Source organism: Erwinia sp. S38, from assembly GCF_016624545.1.
In the GTDB taxonomy this organism is placed as follows: domain Bacteria; phylum Pseudomonadota; class Gammaproteobacteria; order Enterobacterales; family Enterobacteriaceae; genus Erwinia; species Erwinia coffeiphila.
In genome coordinates this window covers 26,984-44,816 of the sequence record NZ_JACVTS010000029.1, presented here as the reverse complement: position 1 = coordinate 44,816, position 17,833 = coordinate 26,984, and the positions used below count along the sequence as shown (strand labels likewise).

General features: G+C 58.2%; 17 protein-coding genes and 1 riboswitch. Of the genes, 11 read left to right on the top strand and 6 right to left on the bottom strand.

Annotation, left to right across the window (positions count from 1 at the left end; all coding sequences use genetic code 11):
* The first annotated feature begins 87 nt into the window (after nucleotides 1-87).
* The 4 genes from IBT46_RS24210 (at nucleotide 88) to modC (ending at nucleotide 2,930) form a co-directional block, all read left to right on the top strand.
* Entirely contained in the window at nucleotides 88-240 is a 153-nt protein-coding gene (locus IBT46_RS24210) for an AcrZ family multidrug efflux pump-associated protein (RefSeq protein WP_105591113.1), read from the top strand.
* A gap of 169 nt (nucleotides 241-409) precedes the next feature.
* A complete protein-coding gene (modA, locus tag IBT46_RS24205) occupies nucleotides 410-1,183 on the top strand; it encodes a molybdate ABC transporter substrate-binding protein (RefSeq protein WP_105591114.1) in 774 nt (257 codons plus the stop codon).
* Nucleotides 1,183-1,872, top strand: a complete 690-nt coding sequence (gene modB / locus IBT46_RS24200; RefSeq protein WP_105591173.1) for a molybdate ABC transporter permease subunit — start codon at nucleotides 1,183-1,185, stop codon at nucleotides 1,870-1,872. The genes modA and modB overlap by 1 nt, the downstream gene beginning before the upstream one ends.
* Entirely contained in the window at nucleotides 1,872-2,930 is a 1,059-nt protein-coding gene (gene modC, locus IBT46_RS24195) for a molybdenum ABC transporter ATP-binding protein ModC (protein WP_200547730.1), read from the top strand. The genes modB and modC overlap by 1 nt, the downstream gene beginning before the upstream one ends.
* Here modC and IBT46_RS24190 read toward each other — a convergent pair whose 3' ends face one another.
* A complete protein-coding gene (locus tag IBT46_RS24190; RefSeq protein WP_200547729.1) occupies nucleotides 2,931-3,749 on the bottom strand; it encodes a pyridoxal phosphatase in 819 nt (272 codons plus the stop codon).
* A gap of 113 nt (nucleotides 3,750-3,862) precedes the next feature.
* On the opposite strand from IBT46_RS24190, the gene pgl reads away from it, so the two are divergent.
* The gene (pgl, locus tag IBT46_RS24185; protein WP_200547728.1) at nucleotides 3,863-4,849 is read left to right on the top strand and encodes a 6-phosphogluconolactonase; all 987 of its coding nucleotides are present in this window, start codon (nucleotides 3,863-3,865) and stop codon (nucleotides 4,847-4,849) included.
* A gap of 150 nt (nucleotides 4,850-4,999) precedes the next feature.
* Here pgl and IBT46_RS24180 read toward each other — a convergent pair whose 3' ends face one another.
* The 3 genes from IBT46_RS24180 to bioA all read right to left on the bottom strand — a co-directional run bounded on the left by IBT46_RS24180 (nucleotide 5,000) and on the right by bioA (nucleotide 8,148).
* On the bottom strand, nucleotides 5,000-5,476 hold the full coding sequence (locus IBT46_RS24180) for a kinase inhibitor (protein ID WP_200547727.1): 477 nt from the start codon (nucleotides 5,474-5,476) through the stop codon (nucleotides 5,000-5,002).
* Nucleotides 5,477-5,710: 234 nt separating this feature from the next.
* Nucleotides 5,711-6,757, bottom strand: coding sequence for an NADP-dependent oxidoreductase (locus tag IBT46_RS24175; protein ID WP_105591119.1), 1,047 nt, complete (start codon nucleotides 6,755-6,757; stop codon nucleotides 5,711-5,713).
* A gap of 98 nt (nucleotides 6,758-6,855) precedes the next feature.
* On the bottom strand, nucleotides 6,856-8,148 hold the full coding sequence (gene bioA / locus IBT46_RS24170; RefSeq protein ID WP_200547726.1) for an adenosylmethionine--8-amino-7-oxononanoate transaminase: 1,293 nt from the start codon (nucleotides 8,146-8,148) through the stop codon (nucleotides 6,856-6,858).
* Between the two features lie 88 nt (nucleotides 8,149-8,236).
* Between bioA and bioB the strand changes: the two genes are divergently transcribed.
* The 4 genes from bioB to bioD are packed head-to-tail and all read left to right on the top strand — an operon-like array spanning nucleotide 8,237 to nucleotide 11,825.
* Entirely contained in the window at nucleotides 8,237-9,268 is a 1,032-nt protein-coding gene (bioB, locus tag IBT46_RS24165) for a biotin synthase BioB (RefSeq protein ID WP_200547725.1), read from the top strand.
* On the top strand, nucleotides 9,268-10,419 hold the full coding sequence (gene bioF, locus IBT46_RS24160; protein WP_200547724.1) for an 8-amino-7-oxononanoate synthase: 1,152 nt from the start codon (nucleotides 9,268-9,270) through the stop codon (nucleotides 10,417-10,419). Before bioB ends, bioF begins: the two co-directional genes overlap by 1 nt.
* Nucleotides 10,403-11,161, top strand: a complete 759-nt coding sequence (gene bioC / locus IBT46_RS24155; protein WP_200547723.1) for a malonyl-ACP O-methyltransferase BioC — start codon at nucleotides 10,403-10,405, stop codon at nucleotides 11,159-11,161. The genes bioF and bioC overlap by 17 nt, the downstream gene beginning before the upstream one ends.
* Nucleotides 11,154-11,825: a dethiobiotin synthase gene (gene bioD, locus IBT46_RS24150; protein ID WP_200547722.1), complete on the top strand. Its 672-nt coding sequence runs from the start codon at nucleotides 11,154-11,156 to the stop codon at nucleotides 11,823-11,825. Before bioC ends, bioD begins: the two co-directional genes overlap by 8 nt.
* Before the next feature lie 63 nt (nucleotides 11,826-11,888).
* Here the strand turns inward: bioD and IBT46_RS24145 are convergent, their stop codons facing one another.
* Nucleotides 11,889-12,605: an ABC transporter ATP-binding protein gene (locus IBT46_RS24145; protein WP_105591125.1), complete on the bottom strand. Its 717-nt coding sequence runs from the start codon at nucleotides 12,603-12,605 to the stop codon at nucleotides 11,889-11,891.
* Between the two features lie 838 nt (nucleotides 12,606-13,443).
* Here IBT46_RS24145 and uvrB point away from each other — a divergent pair.
* The gene (gene uvrB, locus IBT46_RS24140; RefSeq protein WP_200547721.1) at nucleotides 13,444-15,468 is read left to right on the top strand and encodes an excinuclease ABC subunit UvrB; all 2,025 of its coding nucleotides are present in this window, start codon (nucleotides 13,444-13,446) and stop codon (nucleotides 15,466-15,468) included.
* Between the two features lie 171 nt (nucleotides 15,469-15,639).
* On the opposite strand, the gene yvcK is transcribed toward uvrB, so the two are convergent.
* Entirely contained in the window at nucleotides 15,640-16,548 is a 909-nt protein-coding gene (gene yvcK / locus IBT46_RS24135) for a uridine diphosphate-N-acetylglucosamine-binding protein YvcK (RefSeq protein WP_200547720.1), read from the bottom strand.
* A 164-nt stretch (nucleotides 16,549-16,712) separates the two neighbouring features.
* Nucleotides 16,713-16,848: riboswitch (molybdenum cofactor riboswitch) on the top strand.
* Here yvcK and moaA point away from each other — a divergent pair.
* On the top strand, nucleotides 16,840-17,826 hold the full coding sequence (moaA, locus tag IBT46_RS24130; RefSeq protein WP_105591128.1) for a GTP 3',8-cyclase MoaA: 987 nt from the start codon (nucleotides 16,840-16,842) through the stop codon (nucleotides 17,824-17,826). Its footprint overlaps the riboswitch before it by 9 nt.
* The last annotated feature ends 7 nt before the right edge of the window (nucleotides 17,827-17,833 follow it).

Here is a 17,833-nt window from a genome sequence, read left to right as displayed (position 1 = left end):
TAAATTCAGCACGAAAGCACAAAAGGTCAGTGCAATCCTGTGTTCTGTCGTTACAATAACTTTTTTGTTCAGCAAAATGAGGCTTCCATGCTGGAATTACTGAAAGGCCTGGCTGTAGCGATCCTGATGGTCCCGGTTGTGATGGCGATTATCCTTGGTCTGATTTATGGATTAGGTGAAGTCTTCAACGTCATTTCTAAAATCGGGCACCGTGACCGCCCGGTTAAAAACCAGCAGTAACACGTTTTCCCCTCACGCCCGGTTTACCGGGCGTTTGTTTTCCCCGCTATCCGCTTTTGTGAAATTGACCTCAAATAATGTTCTGTTCCTCTTCATCGATTTTTCTGTGACGTTCGGCCGCGCTATCGCTATATTATTGCCTACATAACGAACCTCTCTGGAGAAGTGCATGTCTGTAAAAATGAATACCTGGCTGACCGCTGCGGTCGTCACCCTGAGCATCAGTGGCCACGCGGTTGCTGCGGATAACATCACCGTTTTTGCTGCGGCCTCGCTGACCAACGCCCTGCAGGATATCGCCAGCCAGTATGAGAAAGGGAAAGATGTCAAAATCGTTTCCTCATTCGCTTCATCCTCTACCCTGGCCCGTCAGATTGAGCAGGGCGCTCCGGCCGATCTGTTTATCTCTGCCGACCAGCAGTGGATGGACTACGCCGCAGAGAAGAAAACCATCGATGAATCCAGCCGTTTTACTCTGCTGGGTAACGATCTGGTGCTGGTGGCTCCGGCCTCTGCCAAAGCGCAGAAAGTGGATATCAGCAAAACCACCGACTGGAAAACACTGCTGAACGGCCAGCGCCTGGCGGTGGGCGATCCTGACCACGTTCCGGCCGGTATCTATGCCAAAGAAGCGCTGGAAAAACTGGGTGCCTGGGATCAGCTCTCGCCGGTGATGGCGCGCAGCAACAGCGTTCGTGCCGCTCTGGCGCTGGTCGAGCGTGATGAAACCCCGTACGGCATTGTTTACGGTTCTGATGCGGTTGCCAGCAAGAAAGTGGCCGTGGTCGGCACCTTCCCGGCAGACAGCCACAAGCCGGTCGAATATCCGGTAGCTATCGTGAAAGATCATAAAAATGCCAGCGTCAGCGCCTTTTATGACTATCTGAAAGGACCGCAGGCGGCAGCGATTTTCAAACAGTATGGATTTGCGCCTAAGTCATGATGTTCCTCAGCGATCCCGAATGGCAGGCGGTGGCGCTCAGCCTGAAAGTCTCGGTGGTTGCGGTGGCATGCAGCCTGCCGTTCGGTATCCTGATGGCGTGGCTGCTGGTCCGCCGTCAGTTCCCCGGTAAAACTCTGCTCGACAGTATTATCCACCTGCCGCTGGTGTTGCCGCCGGTGGTGGTGGGCTATCTGCTGCTGCTGGGCTTCGGGCGGCGCGGGGTGATTGGCGAATACCTGTATGACTGGTTTGGCTTCAGCTTTGCCTTTAGCTGGCGCGGTGCCGCGCTGGCTTCGGCGGTGATTGCCTTCCCGCTGATGGTTCGTGCCATTCGCCTGGCGCTGGAAGCGGTTGATACCCGGCTGGAGCAGGCAGCCCGCACGCTGGGTGCCGGGCGCTGGCGGGTGTTTCTGACCATCACGCTGCCGCTGACCCTGCCTGGGATTATTGTGGGTACGGTGCTGGCTTTTGCCCGCTCTCTGGGCGAGTTTGGTGCCACCATCACCTTTGTTTCCAATATCCCGGGTGAAACGCGTACGCTGCCGTCGGCAATGTACACGCTGATTGAAACGCCGGGTGCAGAAGGCGCTGCCGCCAGACTGTGCGTGATTGCTATCGTACTGGCGCTGTTTTCTTTGCTTGTTTCCGAATGGCTGACCCGCTGGGGTCGTAAGCGTTTAGGTCTTTAATGTTAGAACTCGATTTCAGCCAGCAGCTGGGCGACTGCCTGCTTAATGTGCAGACCAGCCTGCCGGGTAAGGGAATTACCGCCGTGTTTGGCGTGTCCGGTGCGGGTAAAACCTCGCTGATTAACGCCATTGGTGGGCTGACGGTGCCGCAGCAGGGGCGCATTGTGCTCAACGACCGGGTGCTCAGCGATACCGCTAAAGGTATCTGGTTACCGCCGGAAAAGCGCCGCGTCGGCTATGTGTTCCAGGACGCCCGTCTGTTCCCACATTATCGGGTGCGCGGCAACCTGGAATACGGCATGGCGAAAAGCCTGCGCCCGCAGTTCGACAGTCTGGTTCAGCTGCTGGGCATCGAACCGCTGCTGTCCCGCTTCCCGTGGTCGCTCTCTGGCGGTGAGAAACAGCGTGTTGCCATTGGGCGTGCATTGCTGACTGCGCCGGAAATCATGCTGATGGATGAGCCGCTGGCCTCGCTCGATCTGCCGCGCAAGCGCGAGCTGCTGCCCTATCTGCAAAAGCTGGCGAAAGAGGTCGACATTCCGATTCTTTACGTCAGCCACAGCCTGGATGAGCTGCTGCACCTGGCCGAAAACGTACTGGTGTTGGATAAAGGATCGGTCATCGCCAACGGTCCGCTGGAAGACGTGTGGGCCAGTAGCGCCATGCGTCCGTGGCTGCCGCGCGCCGAGCAGAGCAGCGTGCTGCGCGTAAAGGTGCTGGAGCAGCATCCAAACTACGAGATGACTGCATTGTCGCTGGGCGAGGAGCGTATCTGGGTCAGCCGCATTGCTGCGCCGTTACAAACGCCGATGCGCATCCGTATTAACGCGGCGGACGTGTCGCTGGTGCTGGAACCACCGGTCAACAGCAGCATTCGCAATGTGATACCTGCCGTCGTAGTTGAGCTGCTGGAGATCGAAAATCAGGTGGAGGTGAAGCTGCGGGTCGGTCACAGCGAGCTTTGGGCGCGTATTACGCCCTGGGCCCGCGATGAATTGAAGATTAAACCGGATATGCCGCTTTATGCGCAGATCAAAAGCGTGTCAATCACGCCCTGATTACAGAATTTCGCGGTAAATGGTTTCGGCAATGCCCGGCTCAAGGTTGGTGCCGATCACGCGCCCGGCGCGGGCTTTGATCGCCTCGTCGGCGTTGCCCATTGCCACACCCAGACCCACAGTTTCCAGCATGCTCAGGTCGTTGTAGTTGTCGCCAAAGGCCAGCACGTCGCTCATCTGATAGCCTTCTGCGGCTACCCATTCTGCCAGGCGTTTGCCTTTGCTGTTACCGGCTTTGGCAATATCGACCTGATCGTGCCACGACCACTCGCAGGCCAGGCCGAGTTCATCCTCAACCTTCTGCGCGAAGCGATGCAGTTCTGCCGTGTCCTGGTGAGAAACGGCAAATTTCCAGATCGACTGTGCACTCTGCGCCGCACCGGCCAGGCTGTCGACATGCAGGAACGTCGGGCGCTGGGATTCAGGCAGAGTCAGGCCCCAGTTAATCGTGCGGGTCACGTGACCAGTTTCGGCCTGGTACAGCATGGCATCATCCACATACAGCAGGCCGTGAATCGCGGCGTCATCGAGCATTTCAATCACGCGCTGCGCCTGATCTTTTGGCAGCGGATCGGAATGTAAGACTTTTTTCGCCTGGTAATCATACAAATAGGTGCCGTTACAGCAGATTGCAGGTGTATCCAGCGCCAGTGCCTGATAAAAAGGATGGATAGCAACATGATGGCGACCGGTAACGATCAACACTTTTACCCCGGCCTGGCGCGCTTTAGCCAGCGCTTCCAGCGATTCGGGAAGAATGGTTTTATTCGGCGTTAAAAGCGTGCCGTCCAGATCAAGGGCGATGATGCGATAGCTCATATGCGTTTCCGTGACTAAATGTGAGTTAAAGAGTGTACACCCTGTGACGCCGGCCACAAAACCGACGAACGCAATCAATGATTACGACCCCGAAGACTTAACAAGGAGCATTCATGAAACACGTTGTTTATACCGCCAGCCCTGAGAGCCAGCAGATCCATGCCTGGCAGCTGAATGAGGATGGCGCGCTGACGCTGTTGCAGGTTGTCGATGCGCCGGGCCAGGTTCAGCCAATGGTGGTCAGCCCGGACAAAACGTTCCTGTACGTGGGTGCCCGTCCGGACTTCCGCGTGCTGGCGTATAAAATCGACAGTGAAGGCAAACTGAAAGAAGCGGGGCACGCATCGCTGCCGGGCAGCCCGACCCACATTTCCACCGACCGTGAAGGGCGCTTTATCTTCGTCGGTTCGTATAACGATGCCTGCGTCAGCGTCAGCCCGATTGGCGACAATGGCCTGCCGGGCGAACCTGCTCAGGTAATTAAGGGTCTGGATGGCTGCCACTCGGCGAATATCGACCTCGGTAACCGGACGCTGTTTGTTCCGGCGCTGAAGCAGGACCGTATCGCGCTGTTCGAGCTGGCGCAGAACGGCGAGCTGACCCCGCGCACTCAGGCAGAAGTGAATACCACCGCCGGTGCCGGTCCGCGCCATATGGTGTTCCATCCGAACCAGAAGTTTGCCTACTGCGTCAACGAACTGGACAGCAGCGTCGACGTCTGGGCGCTGGGTGAAAAAGTCGAGAAGGTGCAGAGTCTGGATATGATGCCGGAAGGCTTCAGCGACACGCGCTGGGCGGCCGACATCCACATCACGCCGGATGGCCGCTTCCTGTACAGCTGCGATCGCACCGCCAGCGTGATCACCGTGTTCAGCATCGGCAACGACGGCGCGGCGCTGACGATTGAAGGTTACCAGCAGACGGAAACCCAGCCGCGCGGTTTTAACATCGACAGCACCGGGCAGTATCTGATCGCGGCAGGTCAGAAATCGCACCATATCGCGGTGTACAAAATCGCCGCGGATAACGGCTTGTTGCAGGAACTGGCGCGCTATGCGGTCGGTCAGGGACCGATGTGGGTCACCATCAGCGCGCTCTGATCGCCCGCTGACAGTTAATAAAAAAGGCAATCCGAAGATTGCCTTTTTTTATGCGCGACGATTGCCAGATATAGGCAATTGCCGCGTGGGGTAGAAATCTTACCATCGCGCAGAATCATAGCCTGCGCAACTGCCATTTCTGAGCGCCGATCAGGCGTAAATGGCGGTAATCGCCGCGCTGCCCAGCGTATGGAAATGTACGTTGAAGCCGACCATTGCCGCACTGGCGTTCTCGTCCACGTCCAGCTTTTCCACGTCCAGCGCGTGAACGGTGAAAATATAGCGGTGGTGCTCACCTTTTGGCGGTGCCGCGCCACCATAGCCGGCGGTGCCGAAGTCGGTGCGGGTTTCCAGCGAACCGGCAGGCAGTTCGGCGACGCCGGAACCGGCACCTTCCGGCAGTTCACGTGTGTCCGCAGGCAGGTTGGCCACCACCCAGTGCCACCAACCGGAGCCGGTCGGCGCATCGGGATCGTAGCAGGTCACCACAAAGCTTTTGGTTCCGGCCGGAACCTCATCCCACGCCAGATGCGGCGACAGGTTCTCACCCTGGTAGCCCATGGCATTTAATACCTGGCGCTCCGGCAGCTTATCACCATCGTTAAAACTCGTGCTAAACAGTTTCATTCCTTCTCCTGTCACTGAAGATGTCAGCTATTTTCAGCCGCTCTGCGGCGGCAAAGGTCTTCCCGGCTGCCTGCGCAGCCAACGCTGAAAAGGTATCACATGCCGCCGCGTTCATCAGTGAAGTATTCGTGGCTCACGGCTTCAACTTTATGAGCGATAAAGCCGCATTGCCTGGATCTCTGTACCTGGGCTCATTTACTGCAACGCATCCGGGAATGATACCCTTTGCCGCGTTTATGCTGGCGTATCGCCCGCTACCCGCACCACCACCTTGCCGAAGTTTTTCCCCTCCAGCAGGCCAATCAGCGTTTCCGGCGCGTTATCCAGACCGTCGACCACATCTTCACGGAACACCAGACGATCCTCCGCCACCCACTGGCTCATCTGGCGGAAGAATTCGTCAAAGCGATGGCCGTAATCCTGATTGATAATGAAGCCCTGCACGCGCAGGCGTTTACGCAGGATGGCGCTTTGCAGCAGCGGCAGGCGGTCCGGCCCGGCGGGAAGATTCGTGCTGTTGTAGTCGGCGATCAGACCGCAAACGGGAATGCGCCCTTTGGTATTCATCAGCGGCAGAACGGCGTTAAACACTTTGCCGCCCACGCTTTCAAAATAGACGTCGATCCCCTCCGCGCAGTGGCGGCTGAGCTGCTGCGCCAGATTATCATCGCGATGATCCAGACAGCGATCGAAGCCCAGCACCTGTTCGGCATAGCGGCATTTCTCTGCGCCACCGGCAATACCGACCACGTGGCACCCCTTCAGTTTGGCAATCTGGCCCACCAGTGAGCCCACCGCGCCGGTCGCTGCGGCCACCACAACGGTCTCGCCCGGCTGCGGATTACCGATATCCAGCAGCCCCATATAGGCGGTGAAGCCAGGCATGCCCAGAATCCCCAAGGCGTGGGAGGGATGTTTCAGCACCGGGCCGCTGAGTTTAAATAAGTCGCGGCCGTCGGACAGGGAAAAATCCTGCCAGCCGCTGTTGCTGACCACCCAGTCACCGACGGCGTAGTCGGCATGTTCAGACTGTTCGACAACCGAGACGGTGCCGCCGCACATCACCTCGCCCAGCCCGACGGGCGGCGCGTAGGAAGGCGCATCGCTCATCCGCCCGCGCATATACGGGTCGAGTGACAGCCACACGGTGCGCAGGAGCACCTGGCCGGTTTTTGGGGCAGGGACGTGCTGGGCTTCCAGACGGAAATTGTTTTCCGTCGGTGCGCCGTGCGGGCGCGAAGCCAGCAGGATGCGACGATTGGTTTGCTTATCTTGTGGCATAAAAGAACCTCCGCTATCTCGTGCCCGGCTTCAGTGCCGTACACACAATGCTAAAAGCGTAGTGCATACGGCCTGCGGCTGCCTCGCGCTGCGTGCCCTCAGGTCATTTTAAAAAGCTGCGGATTATCCACGGCGGCGGCAACCGTTGCGGTCAGCTTTGCCAGCTCGTCGCTGGAAATAATATAGGGCGGCATCAGGTAAATCAGGCGACCAAACGGACGTATCCACACGCCGTTTTCCACAAAGAAGCGCTGAATGGCGGCCACGTCCACCGGTCGGCGAGTTTCCACTACGCCAATCGCGCCCAGCACTCGCACATCGGCAACTTCCGCCGCGGCCTTTAACGGCATCAGCGCCGCCCGCAGCTGCGCTTCAATTGCCGCGACCTGCTCGGGCCAGTGGTTCTCTTCCAGCATCGCCAGCGACTCGGCCGCCACCGCACAGGCCAGCGGATTGGCCATAAACGTCGGGCCGTGCATAAAGCAGCCCGCCGCCCCGTTGCTGATGGTGTCCGCTACCCGGCGAGTGGTCAGCGTCGCCGAAAGCGTCATCGTGCCACCGGTCAGGGCTTTGCCGACGCAGAGAATATCCGGGGCGATCCCCGCGTGTTCGCAGGCAAACAGCCTGCCGGTGCGGCCAAAACCGGTGGCAATCTCATCGGCGATCAGCAGCAGCTGATAGCGGTCGCACAGCTCACGTACCCGCTGTAGATAGCGCGGGTGATAGAAACGCATGCCGCCCGCACCCTGCACAATCGGCTCGAGGATCACCGCACTGAGCTGACGATGATGGGTCACGATCAGCTGTTCCAGCGCGTCGGTATCGCTTTCGCGCCACGGGTCGTCAAACCGGCACGTCGGCGCGGGGGCAAACAGATGCTCGGGCAGATAGCCCTGATACAGGCTGTGCATTGAATTCTGTGGATCGCACACCGACATCGCCGCAAAGGTATCGCCGTGATAGCCGTTACGCAGCGTCAGAAAGCGCTGACGTTTTTCGCCGCGCGCCTGCCAGAACTGCAGGGCCATCTTCATCGCCACCTCAACTGCCACCGAACCGGAATCCGCCAGGAACACGCATTCCAGCGGTGCGGGAGTGATGGCGACCAGCCGACGGCACAGCGCCACTGCCGACGGGTGCGTAATACCGCCGAACATCACGTGCGACATCTGCGCCATCTGGTTCTGTAACGCCTGATTCAGGCGCGGATGGTTGTAGCCATGAACCGCCGCCCACCATGACGACATGCCGTCAACCAGCTGCCGACCATCGGCCAGCTGTAACCTACATTCCTGTGCGGCAAAGACCGGATAGCAGGGCAGCGGATCGCGCATTGAGGTATAGGGATGCCAGATATGGTCACGGTCAAAAGCAAGATCGGCTGCATTCATAAATCACTTGTAAACCAAAAATAAAAAATTTAGTTTACAAGTATAACCAGGCCGTGAAGACAAATGACAGACTTTTTTGGAGCAAGCAATGGCAAAACGTTGGACCCTTTCACAGACGCAGGCGCTGTTTGATAAGCCGTTTCTCGAACTGATGTTTGAAGCGCAGCAGATCCACCGCCAGCATTTTGATCCGCGTCAGGTACAGGTCAGCACGCTGCTGTCGATCAAAACCGGAGCCTGCCCGGAGGACTGCAAGTACTGCCCGCAAAGCGCGCGCTATAAAACCGGGCTGGAGTCCGAACGGCTGATGGAGGTGGAGGAGGTGCTGAACTCCGCGCGCAAGGCGAAAGCCGCCGGTTCCGGTCGTTTTTGCATGGGGGCGGCGTGGAAAAATCCGCACGAGCGCGATATGCCCTATCTGGAGCAGATGGTGCAGGGAGTGAAGGCGATGGGGATGGAAACCTGTATGACCCTCGGTACGTTGAGCGAGCAGCAGGCACAGCGGCTGGCCTCCGCCGGGCTGGATTTCTATAACCACAACCTCGACACTTCGCCGGAATTTTACGGCAGCATCATCACCACCCGCAGCTATCAGGAGCGTCTGGACACCCTTGGAAAAGTGCGTGATGCCGGGATTAAAGTCTGTTCCGGCGGCATCGTCGGCCTGGGCGAAACGGTCAACGACCGGGCCGGACTGCTGGTGCAGCTGGCGAACCTGCCGACGCCGCCGGAAAGCGTGCCAATCAATATGCTGGTGAAAGTGAAGGGCACGCCGCTGGCGGATAACGAAAACGTCGATCCGTTCGACTTTATCCGCACCATTGCTGCGGCAAGAATTATGATGCCGCGTTCCCACGTGCGTCTTTCCGCCGGGCGTGAACAGATGAGCGAGCAGACCCAGGCGATGTGCTTTATGGCCGGGGCTAACTCGATTTTCTACGGCTGCAAGCTGCTGACCACACCGAACCCGGAGGAGGATAAAGATCTGATCCTGTTCCGTAAGCTGGGCCTGAATCCGCAGCACACCGCGACGCACGCCGGGGATAACGAACAGCAGCAGGCGCTTGCCGCCCAGCTGATGACCGCTGACACCGAACAGTTTTACAACGCGGCCCTGTGATGAGCTGGTCGCAACGCGTTCAGCAGGCGCTGGAGCAACGTCGTCAAAACGGTCAGTACCGCCAGCGCACGCCCTGCCAGCAGGCCGACGCGCGCAGCCTGAACATCGCAGGGACGGACTACCTCAATTTTTCTGCCAACGATTACCTCGGGCTGAGCCATCACCCACGCATTGTGAATGCCTGGCAGCAGGGCGCGGCGCGCTATGGCGTTGGCGCAGGCGGCTCGGCGCATATCACCGGATTTCGCACCCCGCAGGCGGATCTGGAGCAGCAGCTGGCCGACTGGCTGGGCTATCCCCGCGCGCTGCTGTTTATCTCCGGCTTTGCCGCCAATCAGGCGGCGATCGCGGCGCTGGCGGGTAAAGACGATCGCATTCTGGCCGACAAACTCAGCCACGCTTCGCTGTTAGAGGCCGCCAGCCACAGCCCGGCGACGCTGCGCCGCTTTGCTCACAACCAGCCGCAGGCGCTGGCTGCAAGGCTTGCTGGGCCGTGCAGCGGTGAAACGCTGGTGGTCACGGAGGGCGTCTTCAGCATGGACGGCGACGCCGCGCCGCTGACTGCGCTGCATCAGCTTGCGCAGCAGCATAACGCCTGGCTGCTGGTGGATGATGCGCACGGCATTGGCGTTTGCGGTGAGCAGGGGAGGGGCAGCTGCTGGCAGCAGGCAGTTAAGCCCGATCTGCAAATCATTACCTTTGGTAAAGCGTTCGGCGTCAGCGGTGCGGCGCTGCTGTGCGATGACGACACCGCCGAGTTTATGCTGCAGTTTGCCCGCCATCTGATTTACAGCACCGCCATGCCGCCCGCTCAGGTCTGCGCACTTCAGGAGGCGCTGCGCTGCGTGCAGCAGGGTGACGAACTGCGCCAGCGCCTGCGGCAAAATATCGCCCGTTTTCGCGCCGGAGCCGACGGTCTGCGCTGGCAGATGATGAATGCCGACAGCGCGATTCAGCCGCTGTTAGTGGGCGAGGAAGGGGCCGCCGTGGAACTGGCTGCGCGGCTGCGGCAGCAGGGCTGCTGGGTGAGCGCGATTCGACCGCCGACCGTACCGCCCGGCACCGCGCGGCTGCGCATTACGCTGAGCGCGGCGCATTTGCCGGATGATATCGATCGCCTGCTGGAGGTGCTGCATGCTACAGGCGATTGATAAACGGGCGGTTGCCGTGGCCTTTGGCCGCGCTGCATCGGGGTATAACCAGCACGCCGAGCTGCAACGGCTGTGCGGTGAACGGCTGATGGCGCTGGCGAGGTGCGGGAGCACAATGCAGGTACTGGACGCAGGCTGCGGTACCGGCTGGTTCAGCCAGCGCTGGCAGCAGAACGGCCATCGGGTGACCGCGCTGGATCTCTCGGCAGAAATGCTGCGTCAGGCGGAATCATTGGCGGTCGCATCGGACTACCGGCTGGGGGATATCGAAGCGCTGCCGTTCGTGGATGCCAGCTTCGACCGCTGCTGGAGCAATCTTGCCGTACAGTGGTGCAGCGATCTGCGCCAGGGGCTGAGCGAGCTGTATCGGGTGACCCGCCCGGGGGGGCAGGTGCTGTTTTCTACCCTCGAAGCCGGATCGCTGCACGAAGTGACGGCCGCGTGGCAGGCGCTGGGAGCCGAGGCTCCTCTCAACCCGCAGCTGACCGCCGACGAGATCGCGCAGGCCGGGGTCGGCATGAATTTACAACTGCACCGTTTCACATTGACGCTAGCCTACCCGGACGCCATTAGCGCGATACGTTCGCTAAAAGGGACCGGGGTGACCCATTTACATCGTGGTCGGGAAAGCCATTTTCTTAACCGGGAACGGCTACAGCAGCTTGAGCACGTCTGGAGCCGCGATCGGCGCGGCTGCCTGCTGAGCTGGAAACTGATTTTAGGAGTGATTGAACGTGAGTAAACGCTGGTTTGTGACCGGAACCGATACGGAAATAGGCAAAACAACCGCCAGCTGCGCGCTGCTGCAGGCCGCCAGTGCGGCGGGTTATCGCTGTGCGGGCTATAAGCCGGTGGCCTCCGGCTGTGAAGTCACACCCGAAGGGTTACGCAATGAGGATGCCCTGCTGCTCCAGCGGTTTTCCAGCGTCGATTTACCCTACGAGATGATCAATCCGCTGGCATTTATGGAACCCACCTCACCGCATATCGTCAGTGCGGAAGAGCAGCGCCCCATCGCCTTCAACCAGCTATCCGCCGGGCTGGCGTCGGTAGCGCAGCACGCTGACTGGGTACTGACCGAGGGTGCCGGAGGCTGGTTTACCCCGCTGTCAGCGGATCAAACGTTTGCCGACTGGGTGGTGCAGGAGCAGCTGCCGGTGATTCTGGTGGTGGGGGTTAAGCTGGGCTGCATCAATCACGCGCTGCTGACCGCGCAGGCGATTCAGGCCAGCGGATTACCGCTGGTGGGCTGGATTGCCAACTGCGTACAGCCCGCCGGCAAGCGTCACGCGGAGTATATGGCGACGTTGCGACGGCTGCTGCCTTCGCCGCTGCTGGGGGAGATCCCTTATCTGCCCGATGAAGCGCAGAGGGCGCAGCTGGGGCAGTATCTGTCGCTGCCATAGCGGCAGACGCCCCGATGCGAAGACGCTGGAATAACGCCGGGATGCCACTCCTGACAGCGCTATTCAGGCCGTCAGCCAGGTATTCACCACGCCTTCATCCAGCAGCGCCATTTTACCGTGGGCAACGTTTCGCCCGCGGTGCAGCAGCAGGAAGTAGTCGGCCACCCGGCGGATAAACGACAGGCGCTGTTCCAGCAGTAAAATGGTCATGCCGAAATCATGATTCAGCCGGTGGATCAGATTGCCCATTTCCTCTTCCAGCCACGGCGACATCCCTTCGGTCGGATCGTCCAGAATCAGCAGTTTGGGTTCCAGAACCAGCGCACGGGCCAACGCCAGATGCTGCTGCTGGTCGAGGGGCAGTTCGCCACTGCGCTGCTGGCGTAGCGAATAAAGCGCCGGAAACAGGTCATAAACCATCTGCGGGATAGCCCGGTGGCGCTCCTGTCCTGCACCGGCCAGCAGGGCGATTTGCAGGTTCTCTTCCACGCTAAGCTGAGAAAAGATTTGCCTGCCCTGTGGAACATAGCCAATGCCGAGAGCAGCACGCCGCTCTACCGGCTGTAGCAGCAAATCCTGCGGCGGCAGATCGCCTTCTTGCCAAATCATCGAACCGCTGTTGATCGGCAGGTGGCCCATGATGCAGTTAACCAGCGTAGTCTTCCCCATCCCGGGGCGGCCAATGATGCCGGTACAGGTGCCGGGGGGAAGATCGAGGTCCACATCCCACAGAATATGGTTTTGCCCATAAAATTGATTGATTGAACGTAAACTCAGCATCTTGCACTCTCCTCCAGACAGTATCCGATTGCACCCGCATTACAGGGCGATTTAGCTGGCGTACTATTTAACAAGCAATTAACGGGCCATCTCTACATAACGGTGAAAAACTCGATGAACTATCCGTTCTGCGGCTCTATTTGTCAGAAACGTTAAACAATTTCTGACGGTAATCAGCGGGCTGCACCCCGATAGTGCTCCGGGCTAATCAATTGTGGTGCAGATGCTGCGTGAAATGGCAGGAGTGAGCTGAAGTCTGAAAGAGGGGGATGCTTAAAATTCCTACTGGCTATGCAGAATTCCACCTTTTCATATCCAAAAAGGTGCGTTGAAGTGTGAAAAAAAAAACAAAAAAAAATATTTAGCCGCGGTTATGAGCGATGGGGACGATTTATACACATCAGACGTTACAAGCGCTGTAATCAGTTATCCACTGTTACTGTGGATAACCTTGTGTATTAGATTGTGAAAACTTGCGTAAAGCGAGAGCGGGCGCGGCTTTGGCTCTGATTGGTGCGAAACTCGGCTTGTTATTAAATTTTATTAAAATCAGCACCTTAACTAAAATCAAGCGCCGGGGGTTCTTGAACCAAAGTCGGCCGCGCTTTTAACTACCGACGCTTGACAAATGTTAATATAACAAAAGTTCTGGGGATAACCCAGTAACAGTTTATGCGCAGTCGTTTGCGTACTGTCCGACAAAAGTGCGGCTCTGCCCTCTGGATTCGCATTATGCAAATTAACTGTTAATTTATCCAGTATTTTTAACTGGCAAATTGGCGATGGCGGAGTAGAATTAGAACCCGGTTCGTGCATATTTCCATCAGGTAGCCTGCTAATGAGCAAAGTCTTTAAACTCAACTCCGATTTTAAACCCTCTGGCGATCAGCCTGAGGCGATCCGCCGTCTGGAAGAGGGGCTGGAAGACGGGCTGGCTCACCAGACGCTGCTTGGGGTAACGGGTTCAGGAAAAACGTTTACCGTCGCCAACGTGATTGCCGATCTCAATCGGCCAACCATGGTGCTGGCACCCAATAAAACCCTGGCCGCGCAGCTGTACGGCGAGATGAAGGAATTTTTCCCCGACAATGCGGTGGAATACTTTGTCTCCTATTACGATTATTACCAGCCTGAGGCCTACGTCCCCAGCTCGGATACCTTTATCGAGAAAGATGCCTCGGTAAACGAACATATTGAACAGATGCGCCTGTCGGCGACGAAGGCGCTGCTGGAGCGCCGTGATGTGATCGTGGTGGCGTCGGTCTCGGCGATTTACGGTCTGGGCGACCCCGACCTCTATCTGAAGATGATGCTGCACCTGACGCGCGGCATGGTGATTGACCAACGCGCCATTCTGCGGCGTCTGGCTGAACTCCAGTACACCCGCAACGATCAGGCCTTCCAGCGCGGCACGTTCCGCGTACGCGGTGAGGTTATCGATATTTTCCCGGCGGAGTCCGACGACTACGCGCTGCGGGTTGAACTGTTTGACGAAGAGGTGGAACGGCTGTCGATTTTCGATCCGCTGACCGGGCAAATTACCTCGGTGATCCCACGCTATACCATCTATCCAAAAACCCACTACGTGACGCCGCGCGAGCGTATTTTGCAGGCGATGGAAGAGATCAAAGTGGAGCTGGCCGATCGCCGTCAGGTGCTGCTGGCCAACAATAAACTGCTGGAAGAACAGCGTATCAGCCAGCGCACCCAGTTTGACCTGGAAATGATGAATGAGCTGGGCTACTGCTCGGGCATTGAAAACTACTCGCGCTATCTTTCCGGGCGCGGTCCGGGTGAAGCGCCGCCGACGCTGTTTGACTATCTGCCTCCCGATGGCCTGCTGGTGATTGATGAATCACACGTGACCATTCCGCAGATCGGCGGTATGTATCGCGGCGACCGGGCGCGAAAAGAGACGCTGGTGGAATACGGTTTTCGCCTGCCTTCGGCGCTCGATAACCGCCCGATGAAGTTTGAAGAGTTTGAGGCGCTGGCCCCGCAGACCATCTATGTTTCCGCCACGCCGGGAAATTACGAGCTGGAAAAATCCGGCGGTGATGTGATCGACCAGGTGGTGCGCCCAACCGGTCTGCTCGACCCGATCGTCGAAGTGCGCCCGGTCAGTACCCAGGTTGACGATCTGCTGTCGGAGATTCGCCAGCGGGTGGCGATTAACGAACGCGTGCTGGTGACGGTGCTGACCAAACGCATGGCGGAAGATTTAACCGAGTATCTGGAAGAGCACGGCGAGCGGGTACGCTATCTGCACTCCGACATCGACACCGTTGAGCGTGTTGAAATTATCCGCGACCTGCGCCTCGGCAAGTTTGATGTGCTGGTGGGTATCAACCTGCTGCGAGAAGGGCTGGATATGCCGGAAGTCTCGCTGGTGGCGATACTCGACGCGGATAAAGAGGGTTTCCTGCGTTCTGAACGTTCGTTAATCCAGACCATCGGCCGCGCGGCGCGTAACCTCAACGGTAAAGCGATTCTGTACGGTGATAAGATCACCCCGTCGATGGAGCGCGCCATTGGTGAAACGGAGCGCCGCCGTGAGAAACAGGACGCCTTTAACAAAGAAAACGGTATCGTGCCGCAGGCGCTGAACAAGAAAATTGCCGACATTCTGGAGCTGGGGCAGGGGCTGGCGAAAAACAAAGCCAAACCGCGCAGCATGAAGGGCCGCAGCATTGTGGAAGACGATCCGGGTTATGTGGATCTGTCGCCGCAGGGGCTGCAGAAACGCATCCACGAACTGGAGGCGCTAATGCAGCAGCATGCGCAGAACCTTGAGTTTGAGGAAGCCGCCGAGGTGCGCGATAAGCTGCATCAGGTGCGGGAGCTGTTTATCGCCGCGTCGTAAACAACGACGCGCTGATTGGCGGCCTTTCACAGATGGGAACGTCGCGGCAGTGAGGCGATGGGTGATGATGACTCACTATCCTGAATCCTGCCCCGTAGCGCACAGTCTTACGGGGCAGGCTGACTCAGAGCCAGGCGACCAGGGTGCGTAGCGGTGCCGTTTGCCGCTTAGCTAGTTCATCGCCTGGATGGCGTGCTCCAGCGCATTGCGCAGCAGCTGGCGATCGTGGCGATAGCGAATATCGTTAGCCTCCAGCGGCTCCTGTACAACTACCCGGTCGCTTAGCAGGCTGGTATCGCTGACCGGGCCGACCACCAGTGCGTCAATCACCCGCTTGCCAATCGCTTTTTCCATAATCTCCAGTTTATCGGCGACGGTCAGTTTTGCCGCCGCCGGGCTGAGTTCCTTGCCCAGATTGCCGATAAACACCATGGTGGCCGGGCTGCGACGCAGCGCCTGTGCCAGTTCAGGCACCAGCAGTACCGGCATCAGGCTGGTGTAAAAGCTGCCGGGACCAATCAGAATCAGGTCGGCTTCGGCAATCGCTTCTACGGCTTCGCGGGTGGCGCTGACCACCGGCGACAGCCTCAGCTCCTGCGGCCGTTGGCTCATCTGATCGATCTCGGTTTCGCCATACACCAGATGCCCCTCTGCATCGACGGCCACCAGATCCACCGGCTGCTCGGACATCGGGATCAGAAATGCATCGACCTTCAGCAAATTGCGGATAAGATTGATTGCTTCCAGCGGGCGTACGCTGAGGTGGTCGAGGGATTTCAGCATCAGATTGCCGAGATTATGCCCGGCCAGCTCGCCGTTTCCGGCAAAGCGGTACTCAAACATGGCGGAAGCCACACTCGGTTCTGCGATTAGCTGATTAAGGCAGTTACGCATATCGCCCCATGCAATGCCGCCTTCCGAGCGGCGAATTCGCCCGGTGGAACCCCCATTATCGGTGGTAGTGACAATGCCGGTCAGGCGGGAACCCAAAGGAGAAAGAGCGGACATCACACGGCCCAGTCCGTGCCCGCCACCCAGAGCCACCACGCGATCGAGGTCGGCTAATGTGCGATTACGCATAGAATTTTTTCATCACGCTACAAGAATCATTATGTTTAGCATTTTACGCTAACCGGCGGCGAAAATGCGGAAAAATCGTTATATATCATAATATATACCGAAACTTTGTACTGGAATCCAGCCTGCTTTAGCGTTAAAGTTTTAATCAACTTGGTTTACCGATGAGCGGTAAATCACACTTAGCCCTGATACCTAAGTCTTTAAGCGGATACGGTGTCCTGGCCGCAACCTCGAGTTGCCAGGGTGCAGAAAGAAATGCCTGCATCTCCCGACATTGGAAAGGTGTAGCTGGTGCTAAATTTCACGGATAATTACGCCCGTAGTTTTTACTACCTGCGTTTATCGATCACTGACGTGTGCAACTTTCGTTGCACCTACTGTCTCCCCGACGGCTATCGGCCGCAGGGCGCAAATAATAAAAGCTTCCTTTCGCTGGATGAAATCCGCCGTGTGACCCGGGCGTTTGCCGCTGCGGGCACTGAAAAAGTGCGTCTCACCGGCGGGGAACCCTCAATGCGCCGTGACTTCACCGATATTATAGCCGCCGTTCGCGAAAACAAAGGTATCCGCCAACTGGCAGTCACCACCAACGGCTATCGACTGAAGCGTGACGTTGCTCAGTGGCGCGATGCCGGACTGACCGGGATCAACGTCAGCGTCGACAGCCTCGATCCCCGCCAGTTTCACGCCATCACCGGCCAGGATAAATTTGAAGAAGTGATGCGCGGTATTGATGCCGCCTTTGACGCCGGTTTCAGCAAGGTGAAGGTGAACAGCGTGCTGATGCGTGACGTTAACTACCGCCAGCTCGACTCCTTCCTCGGCTGGATTCGCACGCGTCCCATTCAGCTGCGTTTTATTGAACTGATGGAAACCGGTGAAGGCGGCGATCTGTTCCGCCGGCAGCACGTCTCCGGTGAATCTATTCGTCAGTATCTGCTTGAGCACGGCTGGGTCCTGCAGGCGCGCGCGCGCAGCGACGGCCCGGCGCAGGTGTTTCACCACCCCGACTATCTGGGGGAAATCGGTCTGATCATGCCCTATGAGAAGGATTTCTGCGCCAGCTGTAACCGGCTACGCGTCTCGGCCGTCGGTAAACTGCATCTTTGCCTGTTCGGTGACGGCGGCGTGCCGCTGCGCGATCTGTTGGAGAATGACGATCAGCAGGACGCCCTGCAGGCGCGTATCGCCAGCAGCCTCAGCCATAAAAAGCAGACGCATTTCCTGCACCAGGGCAATACCGGCATCACACAAAACCTCTCGTTTATCGGCGGTTAATCTAAGG

Excerpts from the sequence above, each read along its gene's own strand:
- bioB (WP_200547725.1), top strand. The coding sequence starts at position 8,237 with ATGGCAAAACGTTGGACCCTTTCACAGACGCAGGCGCTGTTTGATAAG.
- bioC (WP_200547723.1), top strand. The coding sequence starts at position 10,403 with ATGCTACAGGCGATTGATAAACGGGCGGTTGCCGTGGCCTTTGGCCGC.
- modA (WP_105591114.1), top strand. The coding sequence starts at position 410 with ATGTCTGTAAAAATGAATACCTGGCTGACCGCTGCGGTCGTCACCCTG.
- pgl (WP_200547728.1), top strand. The coding sequence starts at position 3,863 with ATGAAACACGTTGTTTATACCGCCAGCCCTGAGAGCCAGCAGATCCAT.
- IBT46_RS24180 (WP_200547727.1), bottom strand. The coding sequence starts at position 5,476 with ATGAAACTGTTTAGCACGAGTTTTAACGATGGTGATAAGCTGCCGGAG.
- IBT46_RS24190 (WP_200547729.1), bottom strand. The coding sequence starts at position 3,749 with ATGAGCTATCGCATCATCGCCCTTGATCTGGACGGCACGCTTTTAACG.
- IBT46_RS24145 (WP_105591125.1), bottom strand. The coding sequence starts at position 12,605 with ATGCTGAGTTTACGTTCAATCAATCAATTTTATGGGCAAAACCATATT.
- uvrB (WP_200547721.1), top strand. The coding sequence starts at position 13,444 with ATGAGCAAAGTCTTTAAACTCAACTCCGATTTTAAACCCTCTGGCGAT.
- IBT46_RS24175 (WP_105591119.1), bottom strand. The coding sequence starts at position 6,757 with ATGCCACAAGATAAGCAAACCAATCGTCGCATCCTGCTGGCTTCGCGC.
- yvcK (WP_200547720.1), bottom strand. The coding sequence starts at position 16,548 with ATGCGTAATCGCACATTAGCCGACCTCGATCGCGTGGTGGCTCTGGGT.
- modB (WP_105591173.1), top strand. The coding sequence starts at position 1,183 with ATGTTCCTCAGCGATCCCGAATGGCAGGCGGTGGCGCTCAGCCTGAAA.
- IBT46_RS24210 (WP_105591113.1), top strand. The coding sequence starts at position 88 with ATGCTGGAATTACTGAAAGGCCTGGCTGTAGCGATCCTGATGGTCCCG.
- bioF (WP_200547724.1), top strand. The coding sequence starts at position 9,268 with ATGAGCTGGTCGCAACGCGTTCAGCAGGCGCTGGAGCAACGTCGTCAA.
- bioA (WP_200547726.1), bottom strand. The coding sequence starts at position 8,148 with ATGAATGCAGCCGATCTTGCTTTTGACCGTGACCATATCTGGCATCCC.
- modC (WP_200547730.1), top strand. The coding sequence starts at position 1,872 with ATGTTAGAACTCGATTTCAGCCAGCAGCTGGGCGACTGCCTGCTTAAT.